Annotated in this window: 3 protein-coding genes; 2 read left to right on the top strand and 1 reads right to left on the bottom strand. The window is 69.9% G+C overall.

The window, feature by feature from the left end; genetic code table 11:
• On the bottom strand, positions 1 to 1077 hold a 1077-nt coding region (locus IE312_RS29245), incomplete at its 3' end, for an extracellular solute-binding protein (protein ID WP_229900560.1).
• 380 nt (positions 1078 to 1457) lie between these two features.
• Between IE312_RS29245 and IE312_RS29240 the strand changes: the two genes are divergently transcribed.
• Both IE312_RS29240 and IE312_RS29235 read left to right on the top strand, forming a co-directional pair.
• Positions 1458 to 2492 (top strand): LacI family DNA-binding transcriptional regulator, encoded by a 1035-nt coding sequence (locus IE312_RS29240; RefSeq protein ID WP_268254365.1) that lies wholly within the window; start codon positions 1458 to 1460, stop codon positions 2490 to 2492.
• A 68-nt stretch (positions 2493 to 2560) separates the two neighbouring features.
• Positions 2561 to 3327: phosphatase PAP2 family protein (locus IE312_RS29235; protein WP_229900559.1), on the top strand; the 767-nt coding region annotated here is incomplete at its 3' end.

The raw sequence follows: 3327 nt of genomic DNA, 5'->3' as shown, positions 1-3327 counted from the left end.
CTTGACCTTGCCGGTGTAGGCGTCGGACCGGGTGGGCAGGGTGGAGTTCTTCAGCGCGATGGTCTCCTGGGCCTGCGCCGAGGTCATGAACTGCACGAACTTCAGGGCCGCCTGCTGGTGGGCCTTGTCGGAGCCGGCGTAGACCGAGAGGTTGTGGCCGCCTGTCGGGGCGCCCGCCTTGCCGGCGGAGCCGGCCGGGACGGTGGCGATGCCGAGGTTCGTCTTGTCCTTGAAGGCGCTGCCCTTGTAGAAGTTCGTGATCTCCCACGGGCCCTGGATGATCGCGGCGACCTTGCCGTTGACGAACGCGTCCTGGATGTGGGCGTAGGCGTCGGCGGTCGCGTCGGCCTTGTGCAGGCCCTTGCCGGAGAACAGGCTCAGCCAGGTGCCGTAGGCCTTCTTCGCGGCGGCCGAGTTCACGGTGATCTTCTTGGCGGCGACGTCGACGGTGTCGGTGCCCTCGCCGTAGAGGAAGGTCTGGGCGTAGTAGGCCTGGGTGGAGCCCCAGTAGCCGTCGACCCCGGCCTTGCCCTTGATCTTGGCGGCGTCGGCCTTCAGCTCGTCCCAGGTCTTGGGGGCCTCGGTGATGCCGGCCTTCTTGAACAGGGCCTTGTTGTAGACCAGCGCGAGGGTGTCGGTGACGAACGGCACGCCGTAGGTCTTGCCCTCGTACTGGGCCTGCTTGATCAGGTTCGGCTGGAACTTGCCCTGCTCGGCGAGGGCGTCGGTACCGTCCAGCGGCAGGAAGAAGCCCTTCTTGGCGAAGGCCGGGGTCCAGCCGACCTCCGAGCGCAGCACGTCCGGGGCACCGGTGGCGCCGGCCGCGGTGTCGAACTTGTTCTGCGCCTGGTCGAAGGGCACGTTGACGTACTTGACCTTGATGTTCTTGTGGGCGGCCTCGAACTGCTGCACCAGGGTCTTGTACGTCGGCGCCTCATTGGTGGCGTTGGAGGTGTCCCACCAGGTGATGGTGACCGGGCCGTCCGACTTTCCGCTGTCGCTGTCGCTCCCGCCGCACGCCGTCGCCGTGAGGGCGAGGGACGCCACCAGCGCGGAGGCCGCTATGCCACGCCGCATGAGTTCTCCTTGAGGGTTAAGCCCGAGTGTTGCCACTGCGCCGATGGGGGTCCCCCCGCGCGAGCGAAGTCGAGCGTGGAGGAGGCCGCCGGGCGAGTGGGAACGTAACAGCCGTGTAAGCGTTGCGAAAGACCTTGCAGAAAAAAAGTGCAAGGGGACACGATGGTTACCCCGCCGTGACCGCCCGGCGACCGGGACGCAACCTGGTCGTGCCGGAGCTGAGCGGTGTGGGCGGCACGTGTGCAAGACTTGCAAGCTCTTGCCACCGACAATCCCGAGGGAGCGCGATGACGCAGCAACCCACGGCAGGACGTGCGCCCGCCCGCGCCCGGCGTCCGGCCGGTGTGCAAGGTCAGATACGACGGGTACAGTCCAGTGGCGTGACCACACGGCTTGCCGACATCGCTGCGCAGGCGGGGGTGAGCGAAGCGACCGTCAGCCGGGTCCTCAACGGGAAGCCTGGCGTCGCCGCCACCACCCGCCAGTCCGTGCTCGCCGCGCTGGACGTGCTCGGCTACGAGCGCCCGGTACGGCTGCGGCAGCGCAGCGAGGGCCTGGTGGGGCTGATCACGCCGGAGCTGGAGAACCCGATATTCCCGGCCCTGGCCCAGGTCATCGGCCAGGCGCTGACCCGCCAGGGCTACACTCCCGTGCTCGCCACGCAGACCCCGGGCGGGTCGACGGAGGACGAGCTGACCGAGATGCTGGTGGACCGCGGGGTCGCCGGCATCATCTACGTCTCCGGGCTGCACGCGGACACCACCGCCGACATGCAGCGCTACGAGCGGCTGCGCGCCCAGGGCGTGCCCTTCGTGCTGGTGGACGGCTTCTCGCCGAAGGTCCAGGCGCCGTTCATCTCCCCCGACGACCGGGCGGCGATGGCGCTCGCGGTGACCCACCTGGCGTCGCTGGGGCACACCCGGATCGGGCTGGCGCTCGGGCCGAAGCGGTTCGTGCCGGTGCAGCGCAAGATCGAGGGCTTCGTCCGGGCGGTGCACGACCAGCTCGGCCTGCCCGCGCAGACCGTCGAGACGGAGCTGGTGCAGCACTCGCTGTACACGCTGGAGGGCGGCCAGGCGGCCGCGTCGGCACTCATCGACCGGGACTGCACGGCCGTGGTCTGCGCCAGCGACATGATGGCCCTCGGCGCGATACGGGCGGCCCGGCAGCGGGGCCTGGAGGTCCCCCGGGACGTGTCCGTGGTCGGGTTCGACGACTCGCCGCTGATCGCCTTCACCGATCCGCCGCTGACCACGGTCCGCAAGCCGGTCCCGGCCATGGGCCAGGCCGCCGTACGCACCCTGCTGGAGGAGATAGGCGGGACCCCGGCACCGCACAGCGAGTTCGTGTTCATGCCGGAACTGGTGGTGCGCGGTTCCACCGCCTCGGCCCCGCACGTCCTCCGTGCGTCGTAGGAGGAGCACCGCGGACCCGACCTCGGGATGAGCGGGCGGGCGAGCCGCGTCTGGCAGACTCTGTGCCTATGAGTGACTCCACGGTGACAGGGCCGGAGGGGCGCGAGCAGCCGGCCGTTCCGCGGACCGTCACGGGCGCGGACCGACCCGGTCCGCTCGGCCGCCTGCGCCGTCCGCGGCGGCCCCGGCTGTGGTTCGAGATCCTTCTGATCGCGGTGAGTTACTGGCTGTACTCGCTGATCCGCAACGCGGTGCCGGAGCAGCGCGCGGAGGCCCTGCGCAACGCGGACTGGATCTGGCGCGCCGAGCACACGCTCGGCATCTCCGTCGAACAGTCCGTCAACCACGCCGTGAACTCGGTGTCCTGGCTCATCGTGGGGATGAACTACTACTACGCGACCCTGCACTTCGCCGTGACGATCGGTGTGCTGGTGTGGGTGTACCGGTGGCACCCCGGCCGGTACGCGGCCACCCGCACGGTGCTGTTCGCGACCACCGGCGTGGCCCTGGTCGGCTACTACCTGTTCCCGCTCGCGCCGCCCCGGCTGATGCGCGGCGGGCACTTCGTGGACACCGTGACGGTGCACCACACCTGGGGCTCGATGGCCTCCGGCGACCTCAAGCACATGTCGAACCAGTACGCGGCGATGCCGTCGATGCACATCGGCTGGTCGCTGTGGTGCGGGCTGACGGTCTTCGCGCTGGCCTCGGTGCCGTGGGCGCGGGTGCTGGGGCTGCTGTACCCGGCGGCCACCCTGCTGGTGATCGTGGCCACGGCCAACCACTTCTGGCTGGACGCGGTGGGCGGGATGCTCTGCCTGGCCTTCGGCTTCGC

The organism is Streptomyces capoamus, assembly GCF_014654935.1.
GTDB classification, from domain to species: Bacteria; Actinomycetota; Actinomycetes; order Streptomycetales; family Streptomycetaceae; genus Streptomyces; species Streptomyces capoamus.
This window is presented reverse-complemented; position numbering and strand designations above follow the sequence as displayed.